The following is a 21,295-nucleotide window of genomic DNA, read 5'->3' as shown; positions in this document are numbered from 1 at the left end:
TGCACGCTGATTTTGCTCAGGCAGCTGTTTCAGGCTGCCTGAACTGTTTTAATAAGCAGGGATTCTGATGATGGAAACTAATCCGACTATTGCTGCTATTGCGACTGCTCCGGGACGTGGTGGCGTAGGCGTAGTACGTTTATCCGGTAAAAATCTGTTGTCTCTGGCACAAAAATTAAGTGGTGGAAAAACACCGGTGCCGCGCAAAGTGATGTATACCGATTTTGTTGATGCGCAGGATGCGGTTATTGATAATGGTCTGTTGTTGTATTTTGCAGAGCCGGCCAGCTTTACCGGTGAAGATGTAATTGAGTTGCAGGGGCATGGCGGACCAGTGGTGTTGCAGATGCTATTGCAGCGCTGTTTGCAACTGGGTGCGCGGCTGGCAGAGCCGGGTGAATTTACTAAACGTGCCTTTTTAAATAATAAGCTGGATCTCGCACAGGCAGAAAGTGTGGCTGATTTGATTGATGCTTCCAGTCAGTCGGCCGCACGGATGGCGGTACGCAGTTTGAAGGGTGCTTTTTCTGAAGAAATTCACCGGCTGGTTGATGATCTGATTACTTTGCGTATGCTGGTGGAGGCAACTCTGGATTTTCCGGAGGAGGATATCGATTTTCTTCAAGCCGCAGATGCAAGTGGCAAGCTTAAGCAGTTACGTGACTGTCTGGACAAGGTATTACAGCATGCACAGCAGGGCGCACTGCTGCGTGAAGGAATGAATGTGGTACTGGTGGGTGCGCCTAATGTGGGTAAATCAAGCTTGCTTAATGCACTGGCTGGCGACGATATAGCCATTGTTACTGATATCGCCGGTACAACCAGGGATACAGTAAGGGAACAGATTACTCTGGACGGGGTACCTGTCCATATTATTGATACAGCCGGTCTGCGTGAAACAGAAGATGTGGTTGAACGTATTGGTATTGAGCGCAGTCAGCAGGCTGTACAGCAGGCAGATGTAGCGCTGATATTGATTGACCAGCGTGAAGGACTCAATGCCACTACTGCGGCAATTCTGGCGCAGTTACCGGCCAGTTTGCACAAAATCGAAGTACACAACAAGATTGATTTAACAGGAGAAGCAGCCAGCTGTGTTTCACGTGAAACGGGAAAATTGCAGGCATTCACGGATGCCGGTCAGGTCATTGCTTTGTCGGCCAGAACCGGTGAAGGGCTGGACTTATTGCGTCAGGCTTTATTGCAGCAGGTAGGCTGGCAGGGTGAAAGTGAAGGGCTTTTTCTGGCACGAACACGCCACATTCAGGCGCTTGAACAGGCTAAAGAGGAGCTGTTAAATGCCAGTATGTGTCAGGAAAATCAGATTGAATTGTTTGCAGAGCATTTGCGTCTGGCGCAGAATGCATTGAATGAGATTACTGGTGAATTCAGTGCCGATGATTTGCTGGGCGTTATATTCAGCCGTTTTTGTATCGGTAAATAAATTTCACACAGTTATTATTACTAAATGAAAGTACTAACTATCAATTTTAACGGATAGTTAGTGCTTTTTTGTTTTAGTGGTTAAAGAGGCTGTATTAAAGCAAATCTTGGCAGTAGTTGTCCGTTAACACTTATGGTTTCTTTAAACATACTTTTGGGACGTACCCAGGTTGAATAATCGCCGTATAGGCACTGGTAAATAACCAGTTCTTCTTCGGTTTCACTGTGGCGTGCTGTACCGGTAACCTGATAAAGCCTGCCTTTATAGTGCTGATAAATGCCTCGTTGCATAGGTATTTCCTGCATAGTCAGATACAGCCGGAGAGCGCCGGCTGTCAGAGGTGTTATAACTAAAATCTCTTTAATTACAACTCGGTATTCTTTTGGCTGAAAGCCGATTAATTATACAATGGTTTGAATGAATTATAACAAGATGCCATATTAAGGAATACTGTAAATGAATAATGACCCGCGAGCCAGAATGCCAGATGCACCATTGGCCGATAATGAACGGCTGAAAGGTGAAAGTAATTATTTATACGGGCAGATTGCTGCCGATTTACATGACGGGATTACCGGCGGGTTTAATGGTGATAATTTTCAGCTGATTCGTTTTCATGGTATGTACGAGCAGGATGACCGCGATGTCCGTGCCCAGCGACAGGCAGCCAGACTGGAACCGTTGAAAAATGTAATGATGCGCTGCCGTCTGCCCGGCGGAATTATTACCCCGAAACAATGGCTGGGAATTGATGAATTTGCTACTGCACATACACTTTATGGCAGTATTCGTCTGACTACACGCCAGACATTTCAGTTTCATGGCGTGCTGAAACCTGATATTAAACCGATGCATCAGTGGCTGCATCAGCTCGGTCTGGATTCAATCGCTACCGCCGGTGATATTAATCGTAATGTGCTGTGCACCAGTAACCCGATTGAAAGCAGTTTGCATCGTGAAGCCTATGAGTGGGCGTGTAAGATTTCTGAGCATTTACTGCCGCGAACACATGCTTATGCTGATATCTGGCTGGATGGTGAAAAGGTGCTTAGTTCAGAACCGGCTGCACCATTGTCAGATGGTGTGAGTAATGATGCGGTCGAACCGATCAACGGTAAGACTTATTTGCCACGTAAATTTAAAACAGCCCTGGTTATTCCGCCACTGAATGATGTGGATTTACATGCCAATGATTTGAATTTTGTCGCCATTGGTGAGGGCGGTCATCTTGTTGGTTTTAATGTACTGGTAGGCGGCGGGCTGTCTATTGATCATGGTAATCAGCGTACATTCCCGAATACCGCTAAGGATTTTGGTTTTATTCCGGTGGAACAGGCAGTACGCTGTGCTGAGGCTGTGGTTACTACCCAGCGCGACTGGGGTAATCGCAGTGATCGCAAAAATGCACGTACACGTTACACTTTGCAGCGTGTGGGCGCAGAAGTATTTAAGGAGGAGGTTGAGCGCCGGCAGGGTTTTAAATTTGCTGCCAGCCGCCCTTATGAACTCACTGAGCGCGGTGATCGCATTGGCTGGGTACAAGGGGAAGACGAACGCTGGCATCTGACCTTATTTATTGAAAACGGCCGTTTACTTGACTATCCTGACCGGCCGCTGAAAACCGGTATGCGTGAATTAGCCAGAATTCATAAAGGTGATTTCCGCCTGACAGCGAATCAGAATGTGATTATTGCCGGTGTGCATGCTGAAGATAAGGATGAAATTGAACGGATTGCCCGTAAATATAAACTCATTGACGATGAAATCACGGAACAGCGTAAAAACAGTATGGCCTGTGTGGCTTTTCCAACTTGTCCGCTGGCGATGGCTGAATCTGAACGGTTTTTATCCGGTTTCATTGATCAGGTCGATGCACTTATGGTGCAATATGGTTTGTCTAAGGAGCATATTATTCTGCGGGTAACCGGTTGTCCGAATAACTGCGGCCGTGCGTTACTGGCCGAAATCGGGCTGATAGGCAAAGCAGTCGGCCGTTATAATCTGTACGTTGGCGGTAACCGGGCTGGTACGCGTATTCCGCGTTTGTTCCGCGAGAATATTACAGTTGATGAAGTGCTGGCTATCTTGCAGGATTGGATTGCGCGCTGGGCACAGGAGCGTAATAATGCTGAGGATTTCGGTGATTTTGCTATTCGTACCGGTATTGTTAAACCGGTAGTGGATGCCGCAGTAGATTTCTGGGATGCAGATAAAGTTTCAGTGTAAACGACTAATCAGAAAAGAGAAATTTCTGTGATTTAATTAAACAGTCCGGATATCTGATAACAGGTCCGGACTATTTTTATGTATGGATGGTGTCAGATTACGGCTGCTGATTGGCATAAATCTGATCAAATATACCGCCATCGCTGAAAAAGCGTTGTTGAGCTTCTTTCCAGCCACCAAATTCTTTATCAATGGTCACCAGTTGCAGGCTGGGAAACTGGTGCCGGTATTCTGCCATGATTTTCGGATTCACCGGTCTGAAATAACTTTGTGCTATCAGACGCTGGGCACTGTCGCTATACAAATATTGCAGATAGGCAGTGGCCAGCCGGCGTTTATCCGGGGTAAGAACATTACTGTCAACAACGGCTACCGGCGGTTCACATAAAATTGAAAGTGACGGTGTGACGATTTCAAATTCGTCAGGAGACTGCTTGAGTGCCAGTCTGGCTTCATTTTCCCATGCCAGTAATACATCGCCGAGCTGGCGGTGGGTAAAGGTGATAGTAGCGGCACGTGCTCCGGTGTCCATCATGGGTACATGCCGGAGTAAAGCTTGCAGATATGCCTGAGCACTGGCATCACTACCGTTTGGCTGATGCTTCGCCCAAGCCCATGCAGCGAGAAAATTCCAGCGTGCACCACCGGATGTTTTAGGATTAGGTGTGATAATCTGAACATTGTTATGGATCAGATCCCCCCAGTCGCGGATGTGTTTGGGATTGCCCTTACGCACCAGAAAAACAATGGTAGAGGTATAGGGGGTGCTGTTATGGGGTAAACGCTGCTGCCAGTCCGGTTGCAGTAATGTTTTTTTGCCACGGTTCAGAGCATTGATGTCTCCGGCCAGTGCCAGTGTCACCACATCGGCTTTAAGACCATTCTGTACAGCAATAGCCTGTTTACTGGAACCTCCGTTGGACTGGCGGATATGCACTTTCTGACCGGTTTGCTGATACCAGTAGTTTTCAAAATCAGTATTGTAGTGCTGATACAATTCACGTGTAGCATCGTAGGAAGCGTTCAGCAGTGTTGCTCTGCTGCTGGAGTTGTTATCGCAAGATGTCAGACCTGCAATTATTGCTGCCAGCAGACCGTAGCGCCAGAATATATTCATGCCGGAAAATAGGTTTTAGACGATGTTTTAATGTAGCAATGCTGGTGCGGGTACGGAAATACTGTTTTTTTGTTTCTTTATAACCAAAAGCAAGATAGCAGCCTGATAATCAGATGAAATGTAAGTAGTGAGGGCTGTGAATTTGAAAAAGTTGGCTTAGGCTGTTATAAACCGCTTTTAATTTTTTTATCTGTTTAATTGAGAAAGTTACATGAAGAGCCGGAATGCAGATGTTGCAGCTGAACAAAAGCTGTTAACACGGGAAGATGTGCGTACGCTGATGCTGTCATCCTTTGGTGGGGCGCTGGAATTTTATGATTTTGTCATCTATGTTTTTTATGCCAAAGTGCTGTCTGAACTGTTTTTTCCGGCAGGTTTAAATCCATTCTGGGCGCTGCTGAATACTTACGGCATTTTTGCTGCCGGTTATCTGTTTCGTCCGCTGGGCGGTATTGTGATGGCGCATTTTGGTGATTTATTCGGGCGCAAACGTTTGTTTGCATTGTCTATTATGATGATGGCTTTACCTACGTTATGTCTGGGGCTGATGCCTACTTTTGCTACTATCGGCTATGCAGCTCCTATACTGCTATTAGTATTACGCATGATTCAGGGTGTGGCTATTGGCGGAGAAATTCCGGCAGCCTGGACTTTTGTGTCTGAACATGTACCTGAAAAACGTATTGGTATGGCAAATGGTTTTCTCACAGGCGGGTTGTCGCTGGGAATATTACTGGGCTCTCTGATTGCGCTGGGTATGGCAAAACTTTTCAGTAGTGAAGCTATTCTAAACGGAGCATGGCGCATACCTTTTATTATTGGTGGGCTGTTTGGGCTGCTGACTCTGTATTTACGCAGCTATCTGCATGAAACGCCGGTTTTCAAAGCAATGCAGCAACGCAAGGAGCTGGTAACGGAAATGCCAGTTAAAGTTCTGGTTTCTAAACATAAAACTGCTGTATCTATCGGCATGCTGCTTACCTGGTTTCTGACTGGCTGTATTGTGGTGATTTTGCTGGCTATGCCGCAGTTATTAACCGGCAGTTTCGGATTTTCCAGTACGCAGGCATTTGAAATGCAGAGTATGGCTATTGTGATGCAAATGCTGGGCTGTGTGATTTATGGTTTGCTGGCTGATCGGCTGGGTACTGGACGGGTACTGATTGGCGGAATTGTGTTTACAGGTGTAATGACAGCGTTATTTTATCCGGCACTGGGCAAATACAGTGATAGCCTGATTTTTATTCTGTACCTGTTGCTGGGACTGGCTGCTGGTGTGGCCGGTATTGTTTCAGCTGCCATGATACGAATGTTTCCGCCGGCTATACGGTTTACAGGGATTTCTTTTTCCTACAATGTGGCTTACGCTATTGTCGGCGGTTTAACCTTGCCTCTGGTGCAGTGGTTAAGCCGTTTTAGTCCGATTGGCGCAATGTATTATATTCTGCCTTTATGTGTAGTAGGTATACTGGCTGCCGGAGTATTTCAAAGTCGTTACCGGTGATGCTGTAGCTGCATCGTAACAGATATAAAAAAGCTGCTTTATCCGCAAGTATATATTGCATCGGGATAAAGCAGCTTTTTGTCTATAATTCTATATCAGGCATTGCCGGCGTTAGCCTGTTCAGCCTGATACATAGCTTCGAAATTGATCGGAGCCAGCATTACCGGTGGGAAGCCGGAACGTGTAATGGTATTAGATACAGTTTCACGTGCATAAGGGAATAGAATATTCGGAGCAGCTACAGCCAGCAGCAGTTCTACATCCTCATCCGGGATGTTGGCAATGCGGAAGATACCGCTTTGTGCCACTTCATTCAGAAACAATACACGTTCTTCAGTCATTTTTGCAGTAACAGTAACAGTTACTGTTACATTATAAAATTCATCTTCCAGTTTTTCAGAAGCAGAAGTAACACGCATTTCAATTTGAGGTTCTCCGCTTTCCAAAAAAATCTGTGGCGCATGCGGTACTTCCAGTGATAAATCTTTCAGATAAATTTTTTCAATACTGAATACCGGTTGTTGTGAGGTTTGTTCTGGTGTTTTTTCTTTTTTGCTCATGCTTTTCTTTCAACAAGGGAATAAAATTAATATTGCGGATTTCATCTGGTTGTACCGGATGAAAAGTGAAAAAAGATAGTACGTGCTTAACCTGCGAGCAGAGCGTCTAGTTTACCTGCTTGATTCAAAGCATTCAAATCATCAAAGCCGCCGACATGTACTTCACCGATATAAATCTGCGGAACAGTCCTGCGGCCGGTACGCTGCATCATCTGCTCTCGGATTTGCGCATCCGTATCAATCCGGATCTCATTGATGTCGGTTACACCTTTTTGTTTGAGTAATGCTTTGGCCATCTGGCAATAAGGGCATACCCCGGTGGTATACATGGTAATCGGTTGCATTGCAGTTTCCTTGGTTGCATACAGATATAGTTAGAAAAGGGTAGCATACCGCGAACTGGAGATACTGAACAGGTGCAGGCTTTCTTTGGCAGTATGCTGCGGTATAATTGATCAATATTCATATAACAAACGGACATGTAGAGATGATTCGTTTTGAGCAGGTTTCAAAAACGTATCCCGGCGGTTTTACTGCCCTGAAAAACCTGAGTTTTTCTATCAGCAAAGGTGAAATGATTTTTATTGCAGGCCATTCCGGTGCGGGTAAGTCAACGATTCTTAAACTGATCAGCGGTATCGTTAAACCTACTAAGGGCAAGGTATGGCTGAATAATCAGGATTTGGGGCGATTAAATGATAACCAGCTCGGTTATTTGCGTCAGCATATCGGTATCGTTTTTCAGGATCATAAATTATTATTTGACCGCAATGTGTTGCAAAATGTGATGTTACCTCTGCGTATCACCGGTTATGAGCGTAAACAGGCTGAGCGGCGGGCGCGGATAGCGATTGAAAAAGTTGGTCTGAGCGGACGTGAACTGGCTGATCCGATTACTTTGTCCGGAGGCGAGCAGCAGCGGTTGTGTATTGCGCGTGCTGTGGTACATCAGCCCAGCCTGCTGATTGCAGATGAACCGTCTGCCAATCTGGACAGAGCCTATGCACTGGATATTATGGAATTGTTTAAAACATTTCATGAGGCCGGTACTACGATTATGGTGGCAGCACATGATGAAACATTAATGGCAGACTACGGACACCGTATTATCCGCTTACAGGAAGGCAGGTTATACGCATGATCCAGTTTATTTCTCTGCATAAAGAAGCAGCATGCAAGGCATTACGTCAATTACTGCGTCAGCCGGTAGCAACCCTGCTGATTTTACTTATGCTGGCCATTGCCATGACTTTACCGCTGGCTCTGTATCTGGGTGTACAGAGCGGTCAGCAGGTACTGGGGCAGATGAATGAAGTGCCCACCATGACACTTTATATGCAGATTAATGCCACAGCCAATGATAATCATACCGTTGAAAAAGCCTTAAAGACCAATAAACAACTTGAAAAAGTAGTATTTGTGAGTAAACAGCAAGGGCTGGAAGAGTTGCAGCGCAGCATGGGTAATCAGGATTTGGTTTCAATGCTTGACAGTAACCCTCTGCCGGATGCATTCACGGTTACACCGCAGGCAGGTTCGCCGGAAGAACTGACTGCCTTACAGACTCAGCTTGAGCAATTACCTATGGTTGAAAGCGTAAAAATGGATGCTGAGTGGATGCAGACGCTGTATCAGATTAATCAGTTTATCCATCAGTTGTTGTGGTTTCTGGCCATTACACTGGGTCTGGCTTTTGCTCTGGTTGCTTACAATACTATCCGGTTACAAATTCTCAGCCATCGGGAAGAAATCGAAATTACCAAACTGCTGGGCGCTCCGGCATCATTTATCCGCCGGCCGTTTCTGTATCTGGCTATCTGGCAGAGCCTGCTGGCTGCGGCAATCAGCATTGGTTTGTGTTACTGGCTTAACTATCAGACCCAGCCTTTACTTAGTGCGATTTTGCAGCCGTATGGCGTGCATGTTGTCTGGCGTTTTTTCAATCTATGGGAAATACTGGCTATTATGCTGGTAGTCTGCGGATTGGGTATGCTGGGCGCATGGCTGGCTACGCGTCAGCATTTGCTTAGCTTTAAATCAGTACGGTAAAAAATTATCCCCGCAAATAGCGGGGATAATTTTAAGGAACCACTCATTAGTGTCGATACTGTTTACTTTTGCTGACGTGCCTGCGCTGCCTGTGCCAGTAAGGCAAGCATAGTTTCTGTTTCTTCCCAGCCAATACAGGCATCGGTAATACTCTGACCGTAATTTTCCGGGTTATCCTGTCGTCCGGCCATCAGATTACTTTCTACCATTACACCCATAATGTGCTGTTCACCTGCCTGAATCTGTGCGGCAATATCCTGTGCTACCTCCATTTGTCGGCGGTAATCTTTGCGGCTGTTGGCATGGCTACAATCGATCATCAGATTAGGAGTAACCTGATTTTTGTTCAGTTCATTTACCGCTGCCTGTACATATTCATGGCTGTAATTAGGCTCTTTACCGCCACGCAGAATGATGTGGCAGTCAGGATTGCCGCTGGTGCGTACAATGGCTGAATGGCCGGCCTTGGTCACTGAAAGAAAATGATGCGGATGGCTGGAAGCACCAATGGCATCAATAGCAATTTTCAGATTGCCGTCAGTACCATTTTTGAAACCTACAGGACAGCTTAAACCTGAGGCCAGCTCGCGGTGTACCTGACTTTCGGTTGTACGGGCACCGATTGCTCCCCATGAAATCAGGTCGGCAAAATATTGCGGAGTAATCATGTCCAGAAATTCAGTAGCTGCCGGCATCCCCATATTGTTTAATTCCAGCAGCAGTTTACGTGCCAGACGCAAACCATAGTTAATATCATAGGAACCATCAATATGCGGATCGTTAATAAATCCTTTCCAGCCTACCGTAGTACGCGGTTTTTCAAAGTAAACCCGCATAACAATCAGTAATTCTTGCGCATATTTTTCACGTAATACATTCAGACGCTGAGCATATTCAATTGCAGCTGCCGGATCATGGATAGAACACGGACCGATAATCACCAGTAGACGTTTATCTCTGCCATGTACCAGATCAGCAATAGCATGGCGTGTATCGTGTACTACCTCAGAGGCCTGTTCTGTAATGGGCAATTCGTATAAATGAGCAATGGGTGGCAACAGTTCCTTAATTTCTTTAATTCTGACATCATCAATTGGGCGGGATGCTACCTGATTCATAGTAATTCCTGTCTGACTCTATTATTTTAAATTTTTCGTGATTTATCCATCAGGCTATAATGAATATGCTTAAAAAGCAAGGACAAAACTTTGGTAAAGATATATTATTGCTTAAATTCGGATTTAAATAACATTTAATTATTTTTTATGATGATTTTTTATAAATTATCGGAATAATATACCAATAATAACCATTATATTGTCTTTACGTAATAGAGCGGATTTTACTGATATAGTTTTGATTTCAGACAAATTTCAGGTACAATCGCCCACCCTGTGGTTCGTAAACCTCCCACATAAAAAAACTAGGAAATCAAATATATGCGTGCGCAAAATAATCTGGGCACGGTGAGCCTGCTGGGTAATCAGCATACGGAATATCGTAGTGATTATGCCCCGGAGCTGCTGGAAGCCTTCGACAATCAACACCCTGATAACGATTATTTCGTTAAATTTATCTGTCCTGAATTCACCAGTCTGTGCCCGAAAACCGGCCAGCCGGACTTTGCTACCATTTATATCAATTATTTACCGCGTTTGCGTATGGTAGAAAGCAAATCATTAAAACTGTATCTGTTCAGTTTCCGCAATCATGGTGATTTTCATGAAGATTGTGTCAATATCATCATGAAAGACCTGATTGCCCTGATGCAGCCCAAATACATTGAGGTATATGGTGAATTTACACCGCGTGGCGGTATCGCCATCCATCCGTATGCCAATTATGGTGAGCTTGATACACGTTATAGCGATATGGCTGCACAGCGATTACTTCAGTTTCAGGTGAAATAAGTCTTCTTAAAATGACACAAGTATCTCAGGCTGCCGGTTTACATCATCCGGGCAGTTTTACTGCCTGGCGCAGTTACCGATACAACTGATAGGAATAAATATGTATGAATTTTCTGATGCGCAACGCTATAAGGCATTGCGCTGGCTGACGTTCTGGCACATGCTGGTAATCGTAGCCAGTAATTATCTGGTACAGTTTCCCTTTACTTTATTTGGATTACACAATACCTGGGGTGCTTTTACCTTTCCGTTTATTTTTCTTACCACTGATTTAACGGTAAGAATTTTTGGTTCAGGTCTGGCGCGCCGAATCATTTTCTGGGTAATGCTGCCATCATTACTGTTTTCTTATGCCATTTCTGTCCTGTTTCAGGACGGGCACTGGATGGGCTGGGCGGCATTAAGCCATTTTGATTTATTTGTTGCCCGCATTGCCCTGGCCAGTTTTACAGCCTATGTGGTCGGTCAACTGATGGATATTCTGGTATTTAACCGGCTGCGGCAGTGCCGGCGCTGGTGGCCTGCTCCCAGTGCTTCTGCTGTTTTAGGCAGTGCTGTAGATACATTGCTGTTTTTTGCTGTTGCGTTTTACCATTCGCCGGATGCATTTATGGCCGAGAACTGGTTACAGATTTCCCTGACCGATTATGCGTTCAAAATCAGCGTTGCCGCTCTGTTTTTCCTGCCTACTTATGGCATCGTACTGCGCTATTTATTATACAAACTAACTGCTTTGGCACCACGTACCGTAAACGGGTAAAAAGAATTATCAATCAACATCTGATTACAATTTATTCTTTATCATCAGGCCGCTTAAAAGCGGCCTGATTGACACACCGGCTTCTGTTATAATACGCGCCTATTTTCAAATACATGGCTAAGAGAACATCATGGAAGCGGAGCAGATTAATCAATTAAATAATATTCTGGATGATATGGCATCCCGTAGTCACGATTTACGGAGGTATCTTTGACTACGCTGGCAAAAAAGACCGCCTCGAAGAAGTAATTGGTCTGTCAGAAGATCCTGAGTTGTGGAACGATCCGAAAAAAGCTCAGGAAGTCGGTAAAGAACGCAAAGTGCTGGAGGGCATCGTACTCACACTGGATCATCTGCACAGCGGTATCGAAGATAACCGGATGCTGCTGCAGATGGCTGTGGAGGAAAATGATACAGACGGCTTTGAAGCCGTTCAGGCAGATATTACCGCCTTACAGGATGAACTGGCACAGCTAGAATTCAAACGTATGTTTAATCAGCCTGCCGATGTCAATAACTGCTTCATAGATATTGTTGCCGGTGCCGGCGGTACAGAGGCGGAAGACTGGGCTGGGATGCTGTTGCGCATGTACGTGCGTTATGGCGAACGCAAAGGCTTCAAAGTAGAAATACTTGAAGAAGATGAAGGCGAAATTGCCGGTGTGAATCGTGCTACCATTAAACTGGACGGAGAGTACGCCTACGGATTGCTGCGTACTGAAACCGGTATTCACCGTCTGGTACGGTATTCACCTTTTGATTCAAATAACAAACGCCATACTTCATTTGCATCGGTATTTGTCTATCCTGAAGTCGATGACAGCTTTGAAATTGAAATCAATCCGGCTGATTTGCGCATTGATACCTATCGTGCTTCTGGCGCTGGTGGTCAGCACATTAATAAAACTGATTCAGCTGTACGTATTACCCATGAACCGACTGGTATTGTGGTGCAGTGCCAGAATGACCGTTCTCAGCACCGCAACCGCGAAGAAGCAATGAATATGCTTAAGGCAAAATTGTTCGAGCTGGAAATGCGCCGGCGTAATGAAGAAAAGCAGAATCTGGAAGCCAGTAAAGATGATGTGGGCTGGGGACATCAGATTCGTTCTTATGTATTCGACTCTTCGCGCATTAAGGATTTACGTACCGGCTATGAAGTCGGCAATATCAAAGCAGTTATGGATGGTGACCTTGATGGCTTTATTGAAGCCAGTCTGAAACAGGGCGTTTAAGAAACAGTCACGAGGCTGTCTGATGCATTTAGGCAGCCTTATTTTTTAAGGTATGTAGCATGAATTGTATTGATGTCATTATTCCCTGCTACAACGCAGAAAACACACTGGCGCGGGCTGTAGAGAGTGTACTGGCACAGCCGGAGCTGGGTTGTCTGTGGCTGATTGATGATGCCTCTACCGATAATACCGCCATCCTGATTCAGCAGTGGCAGCAGCGTTATCCGCAAAAAATTCGTGCAGAATATCTGGTATCTAATCGCGGACCTGCGCTGGCGCGTAACTGGGGGGCATTATTGTCTGCCTGCAGCCATATTGCTTTTCTGGATGCCGATGATGCCTATCAGCCTCATGCCTTACAGGCAGCATGTGCCGTATTTCACTTTCGCCCGCAGAGTGGTTTATTGCGCCTGCCGGTAACCGGATACAATATTCCGGAGGAATACCGCGAGCATGAACAGTTTGATCTGATCTGGCGTACGTTTGAAATGATTACTGCCACCAATACCGTTTTTAACCGTGCCTATTTTCTCGCCTGTGGTGGTTTTCCGGCTGACTCACTGTTTCGGCAGCTGGGCGGGGAAGATGGTGCTCTTGGTCTGGCTACAATAGAAAGCTGCATGGTTGCTACTCTTTTTGATAAAGCCGGCATGACCGACATCGGTGTCAATTTTTATGGTCATGACAGTATGTATGTACGTAAACTGTTTGATTCGATGCTGTCAGGGCAAGCTCGTCCTGATTGTGATGAGCATGCGATGCAGCAGGCCAATACCGTTACTCAGACTATTGTGCATCGCTTACTCGATTTGCGTCAGATACTGAATCATCCGAAACCGGGAAAGCAGGCATTACAGCTTTTTACTGATTTAACCGGTTAATGCTGTCGCATCGGATTAACTGAAAATTGTCTTTTGATAACTCTGGAAGTAGAAGAAACATGATAAATCCGTTATATGCGCTGTCTCCGCTGGATGGGCGCTATGCATCGTCTGTGGCTGATTTGCGCCCGATTTTTTCTGAATATGGTCTGATGCATGCTCGCGTACAGGTTGAGCTTGGCTGGCTGAAAGCATTGGCAGCCGAAGCAGGAATCAGTGAAGTTCCGCCATTCAGTCCGGCCACCATTGCAGAAATTGATCGTGTTATTGCTGAATTTTCAATAGCAGATGCCGAAGCAGTTAAAGCTATAGAAGCCACAACCAATCATGATGTGAAAGCTATTGAATACTGGCTGAAACAGCGTTTTGCCAATGTGCCTGAAGTTATGGCAGTCAGTGAATTCATTCATTTTTCCTGTACCAGTGAGGATATCAATAATCTTTCACATGCTCTGATGCTGAAACAGGCACGTGATGAAGTACTGCTGCCTAAGCTTAATGAACTAATAACTGTATTGCGCAATCTGGCGCATACTCATGCTGCTTTGCCTATGATGTGCCGTACCCATGGGCAGCCGGCTACTCCCAGTACACTGGGTAAAGAAATCGCCAATGTCGTGGCTCGTCTGCAAAGACAAATGGAATCAGTTCGGCAACAGCAGATTCTGGGTAAAATCAATGGTGCTGTAGGTAATTACAACGCGCATCTGGTTGCCTATCCCGATATAGACTGGGAAGGACATTGCCGCCGTTTTGTCGAATATAATCTGGGGCTGACCTTTAACCCCTATACTATTCAGATTGAACCACATGATTATATGGCGGAATTTTTCCAGACGATTAGCCGTATAAACACCATTCTGATCGATTTTAACCGTGATATCTGGGGTTATATCTCTATTGGCTATTTCCGGCAGAAAGTTAAAGCCGGAGAAGTTGGTTCTTCTACCATGCCACACAAAGTCAATCCGATTGATTTTGAAAATTCAGAAGGTAATCTGGGTATGGCCAATGCTGTGCTGGGATTCCTTGCTGAAAAACTGCCGGTATCCCGCTGGCAGCGCGATTTAACTGATAGTACTGTATTGCGTAATATGGGGACGGGCTTCGGTTACACTATATTGGGACTGACAGCGCATTTGCGTGGTCTGAATAAGCTGGAAATCAATTCTGCTGCATTTGCCGCAGATCTGGATGCAACATGGGAGCTGCTGGCTGAGCCGATTCAGACAGTAATGCGCCGCTATGGGATAGCCAACCCGTATGAGCAGCTTAAAGAACTTACCCGTGGTAAGCATGGAATTACCCCTGAAAGTTTGCAGACATTTATAAATCAGCTGGCTATTCCAGACACGGCAAAAGCACAGTTACTGGCGCTTACTCCTGCATTATATGTAGGCAAGGCTCAGGAGCTGGCAGAACGAATCTGAATATAATGATTAACAGGGGAAAGCAGTGAAATTCTTTCCCCTTATCTTAAAGTAATTCAATAAACTGACTTTTAAATATTATTGTAAAAATGCAAGATATATTATGGCATAGCTCAAAAAATATAATCACAGACAGCTTAGCCCGATCAGTTAGATTAATGCAAATAACTTTTAACGAATAGAATTATAATTAGTCAATACTATAATAAAATTCAAAAATATATTTGATTTAAAATAATAAAAATAATTTGTTAGCTATTACTATTATTAAAAATGTAACTTAAACAAGTTAAGCTCAAGCTGTCAGTCACATTATTAGTTATGTCTTAAAATGTACTGATAAATATTATTCGGACAACTCTGTTGTTGTAAAAATAATTCCTTAGCAAACATTTGATTAATGATATTCAAAGAAGAGGAATTTAAATTTAATCAAACCTTCATACTATAGACATTAGTTTATTACTATTGCATTTCATTTAGCAATTAATTGCAATTTAATAAACTCTATTCAAAATGAACAATCTACTGGCAAAATAAATTAAAATAACTAATTTATTTTATATCTTATTGCCATTTATTTTATCCTGACACTCAATAAGTATTTCATTATTTGGTTTGTATATTTTTTATTCGCATTAAATTATCCGGGTAAATTTATTGATTTGGATAATTCGATAATTCAATAAGATTATTATCCGGATCACGAATATAAATCGAAGTTATTTTTCCACAAGCTCCAGTACGAGAAGTTGGCTCTAGTTCTAATGGAATATTATGCTGATGTAAAACAGCTATTACTTCATCCAGAGTCTGTTCTACAATAAAGCACAAATCAGCAGAACCGGGAGTAGGGTGTTTTGCTTTAGGTTCAAACTCATGTCCTTGCTGATGTAAATTAATCTTCATCTGACCAAAATGCAAAGCAGTACGATTATCTGCAAATGTACTTACCTGCATACCAAGTATATCAGCATAAAAAGCGCAGGAGGCTTGAATATCTTTAACAGTTAATACCAGATGATCCAGTCTTTTAATCTGCATTATTAACTCCTTACTATAAAATTAGAATAGTAGTGTATTCACAACTCAGTATAAACCCGGCCCCATTGAGTGAGTCAATAGAGAAAAATAACGCTTACAAATAATTGTTTAAATTGACGTTTAGTATTGTGGTTTTGTGGTCTGAAAACATTCTGCATGTAAATATATAAAATACTCTTAGGTTTTTTATTAGAAAATTGTTTATTTTTATGATATTTGATTTAAATTATTATCGTATTATTAGAGTTTGTATTTTCAATTGTCTGGATTCAGATTAAACACAGATTCCAGAAATGGATTAAAATCTGCATGAAATAGTTAGTCACATAACATAAATAAAAATGCCAATGCTATTGAAGCATTGGCACGTGTGAATAAAATCTTTATTCCATACGCAGTTCAGCAGACCTTGCGTGTGCAGTCAGGCCTTCACCATGTGCCAGAATGCTGGCAATTTGTCCTAACTGTCGGGCACCCTCAGCAGAAACCTGAATCAGACTGCTGCGCTTTTGAAAATCGTATACACCCAGCGGGGAAGCAAACCGAGCAGTACGGCTGGTTGGTAATACGTGATTAGGGCCGGCACAATAATCTCCCAGACTCTCACTGGTATATTGCCCCATAAAAATAGCACCGGCATGCCGGATTTTCGGTGCCCATTTTTGCGGGTCAGCTACAGAAAGCTCCAGATGCTCAGGTGCCAGATAATTGGCAATATGACATGCTTCATCCAGATTCTGAGCCTGAATAATGGCTCCGCGATTAGTCAGTGAAGCTTCAATGATATCCTTGCGTGGCATCTGTGCCAGTAACTCCTCCATCTGAGCTTCTACTTCCTGAGCATAATCTGCATTGGTTGTAATCAGTATAGCCTGTGCAATTTCATCATGCTCTGCCTGACTGAATAGATCCATAGCCACCCATTTGGCCGGAGTAGTACCATCAGCAATCACTAGAATCTCACTAGGACCGGCAACCATATCAATACCAACAACACCAAATACCCGCCTTTTGGCTGCAGCAACATAAGCATTGCCGGGTCCGGTAATTTTATCAACCTGAGCAATACTTTGTGTTCCATAAGCTAAAGCTGCTATGGCCTGAGCGCCACCTATAGTAAAGACTTGAGTTACTCCGGCTACATAAGCTGCCGCCAGAACAATATCATTTCTCTCTCCATATGGCATCGGCACAACCATCACAATTTCAGCGACACCGGCTACATGTGCCGGCATAGCATTCATCATCACTGAGCTTGGATAAGCCGCTTTACCGCCAGGTACATAAATGCCTACTCTGTCCAGAGCAGTAATTTGCTGCCCCAGTAAAGTACCATTTTCATCTTCATATTGCCATGATTGCTGTTTCTGGTGTTGGTGATAGCTTTCAATCCGTTTAGCAGCAGTTTGTAAAGCTGTCTGCACATCTGCCGGCAGACGGGCAAATGCTGCGGCCAGATCTGTCTGACTTAATGTCAGATCAGCCATAGACTGAGCCTGTGTGTGATCAAAACGATTAGTATATTCAATTACAGCTGCATCACCGCGTTGTTGCACATCTGTACAAATAGCGGCCACAGCTGCATCCACTTGCGGATCCTGTGCAGTTTCGAATGCCTGTAATGCAGTTAGCTGGGCTTTAAAATCAGCATCCAGCGTAGAAATATATTTCATGCCTATGTATAACGGGCAGCCTGAGCTGCCCGATCCTGATATCATTAATTAAAAATTATTGCCGAAATTATCATCATCTTCATCGATAACCGGTGTTTTTGATTTAGCGGCCAGTTCATGAGCCGGAATAGTATTACCATCTACTTCAATATCATAAGGTTTTACTACCCGTACCCGTAAGCCACGGCCGGCCTTACGGCTGTCTACCCACTCACTGCTAATTGCTGAAATAGCATTATTGGCATTGTCAAAACCATAGTCTTTAGCATTAAAGCCGCCATCGCTGGTTACCAGCTCGCGAGCAACTGAGCTTACTGTCGCCCAGCCTTCGATATCACAGGTTCTTTCAATGGCCTTTTGTACCATCGGCACCAGACGGTTCCAGTGGTGCTGGCTGGATGTTTCACCGGAAGAACGACCAGATTTGGATGAGCGGTTATTGAAACCGGATTTTGCCGGACGACCACGACCACGGCTACTTTCCGCAGGAGTTACCGTCGTTTCGAATACGGTCTTGCGAGGACGGCCACGGCCGCGTTTAGTCTGATCATCCCGGCCCTTTTCATAACTGGTGAATTCCGGAGCTCTGGTTTCAATCTGTACCAGCACCGGTTCTTTAGCTTTGCTTTTTTCTTCCGGTTCAATGGTTACACTTACTTTTTCTGCCGGCATGGCTGTGCTGACTGCCGGAATGGTAATAACCAGTGGCGCATCATTATTCTGCTGGAAAGCTGTCGGCTCACTAACCGATGTGTAAGGTTTGCTTTCTGTTTTAGGTGCAAGGCTACTATTGCGTTTTTTCAGACGCAGCCATAAATGATTGCCGTGCATCTGAGTTTCAAAAATATCGATGGCACTAATCAGATAAGAGAGTTTGGTATAACCATAATTACGTGCATCGAAATCGGAATTAACCTTGTTGATATACTGACCGATAACGCCCAGTGATGTCCAGCCATCATCATCTGCATGCTCCTTCACTGCATTGCGGAACAGATTCATCAGTGCAGTATCCTGTTTCAGCTCAGCCGGAGTTTTGCGTTTATTGCGGAAAATCGGTGTCTGGACTTTATCTTCACCCATATCTACTGTGGTATGGCTAAGTAAATTCTCAGTATAAATAAATTTATCACATGCTTTACGGAAAGATTCGGGCGTTTTTTTCTGCCCGAAACCATAAACAGTCAGACCATTTTCACGAATACGGGAAGCCAGACGGGTAAAATCACTGTCACTGGATACAATACAGAAGCCGTCAAAAGTATTACTGTATAATAAATCCATGGCATCAATTACCATAGCCATATCAGTGGCATTTTTTCCCTTAGTATAGGCAAATTGCTGTACAGGGGTAATAGCGTGTGGTAACAGTGCATCTTTCCATTTGGACAGGCCGCTGCTCCAGTCGCCATAAATGCGTTTAACGCTGGCAATACCGTATTTGGCAATCTCTTCCAGTAAAGATTCAACAATACTGGCTGAAGCATTATCAGCATCAATAAGTACTGCCAGTTTGGCCGAATTTTCCGTAGTCATTTATAGAATTCCTGTTAATAAAAATTTAAATTTCGTGATTTCGTGCACTAGTAAATACATTAATAATTGGTTGTATAGCTGCATATTTCAGCTTTAAGGCCGCCTTATTTACGACCAGCCGGCTGGAAATATCTACAACATGCTCTACAGCCTCCAGGTTATTTGCCTTTAACGTATTACCCGTCGAAACCAAATCAACAATTGCATCAGCCAACCCTACCAGAGGTGCCAGCTCCATTGAACCATATAATTTAATTAAATCAATGTGTACGCCTTTGCCGGCAAAATGTTCAGCAGCAATATTAGGGTATTTACTGGCTACGCGTAAGCGGCAGCCGGGTTGTGAAGCTGCTGCGTAGTCAAACCCTTTGCGTACGGCTACCATCATTCTGCAACGGGCAATATTCAAATCCAAAGGTTGATATAACCCGTCACCATCATGTTCAATTAAAACATCTTTTCCAGCGATTCCAAAATCAGCTGCTCCGTATTGCACATATGTAGGCACATCTGTTGCCCGAACAATGATTAAACGGATATTGTCATGGTTAGTATTAATAATCAGTTTACGTGACTCTTCCGGGTCTTCAATAGCATTAATTCCTGCCGCAGCGAGTAATGGCAAGGTTTCTTCATAAATTCGACCTTTAGATAACGCTATGGTTAATTGTACAGTCATTTTTTTGTCAGTGTTGAATAATATACATAAAAGCAAACTTATTAAGCGATAAATTATTTTTGCAGAAAAATAAGTTTGCAGAAATTATAAAAATAATAATTAAATAATTTTAATCCAGTAATTGTTTTATGTCATGAGCCAATTGTGCCGCTGTCTGGCTGTGTGGTTCATAAACTACGGTACGGCCTTGTTTATCAATTAAATATGTTCCTGTGCTGTGATCCATTAAATATTCACCGGAACTACTGCCTGCTACTTTATGTACAGCAATTTTATACTGATTAATAACGTTATTAAGCTCTTGCTGATGTTGTTTATTTACAGTTAAACCAATAAAGTCAGGATTAAATGCTGGAGCATAAGCTTCCATAACCTGTGGTGTATCACGCAGCGGATCAACCGTAATAAACAATACCTGTACCTGTTTTCCCTGCTCACCTAGCTGATTTATTGCATCTGCGTAAGCAAGCAGATTAGTCGGGCAAACATCCGGACAATGGGTATAACCGAACACTAATACTACTATTTTACCCTGAAAATCACGCAGATGTACTGTTTTACCGTCAGAACCAAGCAAGGAAAAATCTTTACCACCCAAGCCGGCATCGCGTACATCACTGCCTTCAAAATTATACTGATGCAGTGGTTTGGCTGAATCAGCACTTGCTGGCTGAGCATTGTTAACTGCCGACTGAGGCTGGCAGGCACCCAATAAAATCGCGGATGTTAATACAGCCAGAAAATTTTGTATGTTAAGCATAAAGTTAATAATAATACAAAAATGAACTTTAAATAAATATTTAAAATTCAGAAATTTTTTAATTTTAAAATTAATAAGTAAAATATAAAAAAATCCAAAAATAAAATCAATATTTTATTCAGAATCAGTTAAAAAAATTTTTTACCATAAAAAAATTCTTTACAGCCATGGAAAATCCGTTATAATGCGTCTTCTTCGCTAGCCCAGGTGGCGAAATTGGTAGACGCAGGGGACTCAAAATCCCCCGCCGCAAGGTGTGACGGTTCGAGTCCGTCCCTGGGCACCAGATTCTGAAAACCGCTGATAACAGCGGTTTTTTTATTTTCGCAGTTAACAGCCTGTCAGACTAATGATATGCAGAAATTTATCAAACTTGATAGCTAAATCATGAGAAAAACATAATAGCTTATTTGGCATAATCATTATAGCTAGTGAGTCGTATTATTAAATATAATACGACTCTTTTGGTTTCCGGTGGTTTTATCAT

General features: G+C 43.6%; 20 protein-coding genes, 1 tRNA gene and 1 riboswitch. Of the genes, 11 read left to right on the top strand and 10 right to left on the bottom strand.

Annotated elements, in window-relative coordinates; all coding sequences use genetic code 11:
• Nucleotides 1–67 precede the first annotated feature (67 nt).
• Nucleotides 68–1,444: a tRNA uridine-5-carboxymethylaminomethyl(34) synthesis GTPase MnmE gene (mnmE, locus tag H3V01_RS10470; protein ID WP_198186750.1), complete on the top strand. Its 1,377-nt coding sequence runs from the start codon at nt 68–70 to the stop codon at nt 1,442–1,444.
• Between the two features lie 80 nt (nt 1,445–1,524).
• Here mnmE and H3V01_RS10465 read toward each other — a convergent pair whose 3' ends face one another.
• Nucleotides 1,525–1,734 (bottom strand): DUF1653 domain-containing protein, encoded by a 210-nt coding sequence (locus H3V01_RS10465; RefSeq protein ID WP_370570133.1) that lies wholly within the window; start codon nt 1,732–1,734, stop codon nt 1,525–1,527.
• Nucleotides 1,735–1,900: 166 nt separating this feature from the next.
• Between H3V01_RS10465 and cysI the strand changes: the two genes are divergently transcribed.
• Complete coding sequence (cysI, locus tag H3V01_RS10460) at nt 1,901–3,670, top strand: assimilatory sulfite reductase (NADPH) hemoprotein subunit (RefSeq protein WP_198186748.1); 1,770 nt, start codon at nt 1,901–1,903, stop codon at nt 3,668–3,670.
• Between the two features lie 97 nt (nt 3,671–3,767).
• Here cysI and H3V01_RS10455 read toward each other — a convergent pair whose 3' ends face one another.
• The gene (locus tag H3V01_RS10455) at nt 3,768–4,787 is read right to left on the bottom strand and encodes a sulfate ABC transporter substrate-binding protein (protein WP_198186747.1); all 1,020 of its coding nucleotides are present in this window, start codon (nt 4,785–4,787) and stop codon (nt 3,768–3,770) included.
• A gap of 211 nt (nt 4,788–4,998) precedes the next feature.
• Here H3V01_RS10455 and H3V01_RS10450 point away from each other — a divergent pair, with 211 nt between their 5' ends.
• Nucleotides 4,999–6,291: an MFS transporter gene (locus tag H3V01_RS10450; protein ID WP_025329676.1), complete on the top strand. Its 1,293-nt coding sequence runs from the start codon at nt 4,999–5,001 to the stop codon at nt 6,289–6,291.
• Between the two features lie 95 nt (nt 6,292–6,386).
• Here H3V01_RS10450 and secB read toward each other — a convergent pair whose 3' ends face one another.
• Nucleotides 6,387–6,851 carry a protein-export chaperone SecB gene (secB, locus tag H3V01_RS10445; protein ID WP_025329677.1) on the bottom strand — a complete coding sequence of 155 codons (465 nt, stop codon included), beginning with the start codon at nt 6,849–6,851 and terminating at the stop codon, nt 6,387–6,389.
• Between the two features lie 86 nt (nt 6,852–6,937).
• The gene (grxC, locus tag H3V01_RS10440) at nt 6,938–7,195 is read right to left on the bottom strand and encodes a glutaredoxin 3 (protein WP_025329678.1); all 258 of its coding nucleotides are present in this window, start codon (nt 7,193–7,195) and stop codon (nt 6,938–6,940) included.
• A 143-nt stretch (nt 7,196–7,338) separates the two neighbouring features.
• Here grxC and ftsE point away from each other — a divergent pair, with 143 nt between their 5' ends.
• Together ftsE and ftsX are read left to right on the top strand one after the other, a co-directional pair.
• A complete protein-coding gene (ftsE, locus tag H3V01_RS10435) occupies nt 7,339–7,992 on the top strand; it encodes a cell division ATP-binding protein FtsE (protein ID WP_025329679.1) in 654 nt (217 codons plus the stop codon).
• On the top strand, nt 7,983–8,900 hold the full coding sequence (ftsX, locus tag H3V01_RS10430; protein WP_179300412.1) for a permease-like cell division protein FtsX: 918 nt from the start codon (nt 7,983–7,985) through the stop codon (nt 8,898–8,900). Before ftsE ends, ftsX begins: the two co-directional genes overlap by 10 nt.
• Nucleotides 8,901–8,962: 62 nt before the next feature.
• Here the strand turns inward: ftsX and aroG are convergent, their stop codons facing one another.
• On the bottom strand, nt 8,963–10,018 hold the full coding sequence (aroG, locus tag H3V01_RS10425) for a 3-deoxy-7-phosphoheptulonate synthase AroG (protein ID WP_198186746.1): 1,056 nt from the start codon (nt 10,016–10,018) through the stop codon (nt 8,963–8,965).
• Nucleotides 10,019–10,288: 270 nt separating this feature from the next.
• A riboswitch (PreQ1 riboswitch) is annotated at nt 10,289–10,333 on the top strand.
• 6 nt (nt 10,334–10,339) lie between these two features.
• On the opposite strand from aroG, the gene queF reads away from it, so the two are divergent.
• The 5 genes from queF to purB all read left to right on the top strand — a co-directional run bounded on the left by queF (nt 10,340) and on the right by purB (nt 15,116).
• Complete coding sequence (gene queF / locus H3V01_RS10420; protein WP_198186745.1) at nt 10,340–10,810, top strand: preQ(1) synthase; 471 nt, start codon at nt 10,340–10,342, stop codon at nt 10,808–10,810.
• Nucleotides 10,811–10,910: 100 nt separating this feature from the next.
• The gene (locus H3V01_RS10415) at nt 10,911–11,570 is read left to right on the top strand and encodes a 7-cyano-7-deazaguanine/7-aminomethyl-7-deazaguanine transporter (RefSeq protein ID WP_025329683.1); all 660 of its coding nucleotides are present in this window, start codon (nt 10,911–10,913) and stop codon (nt 11,568–11,570) included.
• Nucleotides 11,571–11,700: 130 nt separating this feature from the next.
• Nucleotides 11,701–12,805, top strand: a protein-coding gene (prfB, locus tag H3V01_RS10410; protein ID WP_096766013.1) for a peptide chain release factor 2 whose coding sequence is annotated in 2 segments (ribosomal slippage) — nt 11,701–11,781 and nt 11,783–12,805 — 1,104 coding nt in all. Because the reading frame shifts where the segments join, the coding sequence is not laid out codon by codon here.
• A gap of 59 nt (nt 12,806–12,864) precedes the next feature.
• Nucleotides 12,865–13,686, top strand: coding sequence for a glycosyltransferase family 2 protein (locus H3V01_RS10405; RefSeq protein WP_198186744.1), 822 nt, complete (start codon nt 12,865–12,867; stop codon nt 13,684–13,686).
• A 59-nt stretch (nt 13,687–13,745) separates the two neighbouring features.
• Nucleotides 13,746–15,116, top strand: coding sequence for an adenylosuccinate lyase (gene purB / locus H3V01_RS10400; protein WP_198186743.1), 1,371 nt, complete (start codon nt 13,746–13,748; stop codon nt 15,114–15,116).
• Between the two features lie 657 nt (nt 15,117–15,773).
• Here purB and H3V01_RS10395 read toward each other — a convergent pair.
• From H3V01_RS10395 to H3V01_RS10375, 5 genes are all read right to left on the bottom strand, one after another.
• Nucleotides 15,774–16,160: a VOC family protein gene (locus H3V01_RS10395; RefSeq protein ID WP_198186742.1), complete on the bottom strand. Its 387-nt coding sequence runs from the start codon at nt 16,158–16,160 to the stop codon at nt 15,774–15,776.
• Nucleotides 16,161–16,543: 383 nt separating this feature from the next.
• Nucleotides 16,544–17,833: a histidinol dehydrogenase gene (gene hisD / locus H3V01_RS10390; protein ID WP_198186741.1), complete on the bottom strand. Its 1,290-nt coding sequence runs from the start codon at nt 17,831–17,833 to the stop codon at nt 16,544–16,546.
• Between the two features lie 48 nt (nt 17,834–17,881).
• The gene (locus tag H3V01_RS11290; protein ID WP_025329688.1) at nt 17,882–19,369 is read right to left on the bottom strand and encodes an NYN domain-containing protein; all 1,488 of its coding nucleotides are present in this window, start codon (nt 19,367–19,369) and stop codon (nt 17,882–17,884) included.
• Nucleotides 19,370–19,394: 25 nt separating this feature from the next.
• Nucleotides 19,395–20,048, bottom strand: a complete 654-nt coding sequence (gene hisG / locus H3V01_RS10380) for an ATP phosphoribosyltransferase (protein WP_025329689.1) — start codon at nt 20,046–20,048, stop codon at nt 19,395–19,397.
• Between the two features lie 109 nt (nt 20,049–20,157).
• Complete coding sequence (locus H3V01_RS10375; RefSeq protein WP_078474550.1) at nt 20,158–20,808, bottom strand: SCO family protein; 651 nt, start codon at nt 20,806–20,808, stop codon at nt 20,158–20,160.
• A 201-nt stretch (nt 20,809–21,009) separates the two neighbouring features.
• On the opposite strand from H3V01_RS10375, the gene H3V01_RS10370 reads away from it, so the two are divergent.
• Nucleotides 21,010–21,094 (top strand) — tRNA-Leu (locus tag H3V01_RS10370).
• Nucleotides 21,095–21,295 lie beyond the last annotated feature (201 nt).

The organism is Snodgrassella sp. M0351 (assembly GCF_016100575.1).
GTDB lineage: Bacteria > Pseudomonadota > Gammaproteobacteria > Burkholderiales > Neisseriaceae > Snodgrassella > Snodgrassella alvi.
Note: the sequence above shows the minus strand (reverse complement) of the source record. Positions and strands in the feature narration are given on the sequence as shown.

What these genes read in the sequence shown, in the direction of transcription:
- mnmE (WP_198186750.1), top strand. Translation starts at nt 68, where the DNA reads ATGATGGAAACTAATCCGACTATTGCTGCTATTGCGACTGCTCCGGGA.
- H3V01_RS10465 (WP_370570133.1), bottom strand. Translation starts at nt 1,734, where the DNA reads ATGCAACGAGGCATTTATCAGCACTATAAAGGCAGGCTTTATCAGGTT.
- cysI (WP_198186748.1), top strand. Translation starts at nt 1,901, where the DNA reads ATGAATAATGACCCGCGAGCCAGAATGCCAGATGCACCATTGGCCGAT.
- H3V01_RS10455 (WP_198186747.1), bottom strand. Translation starts at nt 4,787, where the DNA reads ATGAATATATTCTGGCGCTACGGTCTGCTGGCAGCAATAATTGCAGGT.
- H3V01_RS10450 (WP_025329676.1), top strand. Translation starts at nt 4,999, where the DNA reads ATGAAGAGCCGGAATGCAGATGTTGCAGCTGAACAAAAGCTGTTAACA.
- secB (WP_025329677.1), bottom strand. Translation starts at nt 6,851, where the DNA reads ATGAGCAAAAAAGAAAAAACACCAGAACAAACCTCACAACAACCGGTA.
- grxC (WP_025329678.1), bottom strand. Translation starts at nt 7,195, where the DNA reads ATGCAACCGATTACCATGTATACCACCGGGGTATGCCCTTATTGCCAG.
- ftsE (WP_025329679.1), top strand. Translation starts at nt 7,339, where the DNA reads ATGATTCGTTTTGAGCAGGTTTCAAAAACGTATCCCGGCGGTTTTACT.
- aroG (WP_198186746.1), bottom strand. Translation starts at nt 10,018, where the DNA reads ATGAATCAGGTAGCATCCCGCCCAATTGATGATGTCAGAATTAAAGAA.
- queF (WP_198186745.1), top strand. Translation starts at nt 10,340, where the DNA reads ATGCGTGCGCAAAATAATCTGGGCACGGTGAGCCTGCTGGGTAATCAG.
- H3V01_RS10415 (WP_025329683.1), top strand. Translation starts at nt 10,911, where the DNA reads ATGTATGAATTTTCTGATGCGCAACGCTATAAGGCATTGCGCTGGCTG.
- H3V01_RS10405 (WP_198186744.1), top strand. Translation starts at nt 12,865, where the DNA reads ATGAATTGTATTGATGTCATTATTCCCTGCTACAACGCAGAAAACACA.
- purB (WP_198186743.1), top strand. Translation starts at nt 13,746, where the DNA reads ATGATAAATCCGTTATATGCGCTGTCTCCGCTGGATGGGCGCTATGCA.
- H3V01_RS10395 (WP_198186742.1), bottom strand. Translation starts at nt 16,160, where the DNA reads ATGCAGATTAAAAGACTGGATCATCTGGTATTAACTGTTAAAGATATT.
- hisD (WP_198186741.1), bottom strand. Translation starts at nt 17,833, where the DNA reads ATGAAATATATTTCTACGCTGGATGCTGATTTTAAAGCCCAGCTAACT.
- H3V01_RS11290 (WP_025329688.1), bottom strand. Translation starts at nt 19,369, where the DNA reads ATGACTACGGAAAATTCGGCCAAACTGGCAGTACTTATTGATGCTGAT.
- hisG (WP_025329689.1), bottom strand. Translation starts at nt 20,048, where the DNA reads ATGACTGTACAATTAACCATAGCGTTATCTAAAGGTCGAATTTATGAA.
- H3V01_RS10375 (WP_078474550.1), bottom strand. Translation starts at nt 20,808, where the DNA reads ATGCTTAACATACAAAATTTTCTGGCTGTATTAACATCCGCGATTTTA.